This is a genomic window from Rhizobium sp. 10N427 (assembly GCF_056394605.1).
Genome location: NZ_JBFTID010000049.1, coordinates 1 through 387, shown reverse-complemented (window position 1 = coordinate 387; position 387 = coordinate 1). Strand labels below are relative to the sequence as shown.

Sequence of the window (387 nt, the reverse complement as noted above, 5' to 3'; positions counted from 1 at the left end):
TTGCAGACCTGGCAGCGACCGACTCTCCCGCGTCTTAAGACGAAGTACCATAGGCGCTGGGGCGTTTCACGGCCGTGTTCGGAATGGGAACGGGTGCAGCCACCCCGCCATGACCACCAGGTCAGCGAAGCGCAACTTTGAGAAGCTGGTTCACGAGCGACTAGTGACTAGTCGTTAGTGATTAGTTTTTGAACACGTCGTGACGTCATTCAGTCGTTTCGACTGTAATGAGCACAAGCAATGAGAACGATCAAGCCAATCGAGCTATTAGTACCGGTAAGCTTCATGCGTTGCCGCACTTCCACACCCGGCCTATCAACGTGGTCGTCTTCCACGGCTCTGATAGGGAATACTCGTTTTCAGGTGGGTTTCCCGCTTAGATGCCTT

2 rRNA genes are annotated in these 387 nt (G+C 53.7%); both read right to left on the bottom strand.

Annotation, left to right across the window (positions count from 1 at the left end):
* Window positions 1–6: 6 nt before the first annotated feature.
* A 5S ribosomal RNA gene (gene rrf, locus AC1DIJ_RS30945) occupies window positions 7–121 on the bottom strand.
* Between the two features lie 125 nt (window positions 122–246).
* A 23S ribosomal RNA gene (locus tag AC1DIJ_RS30940) occupies window positions 247–387 on the bottom strand; the annotation flags it as partial.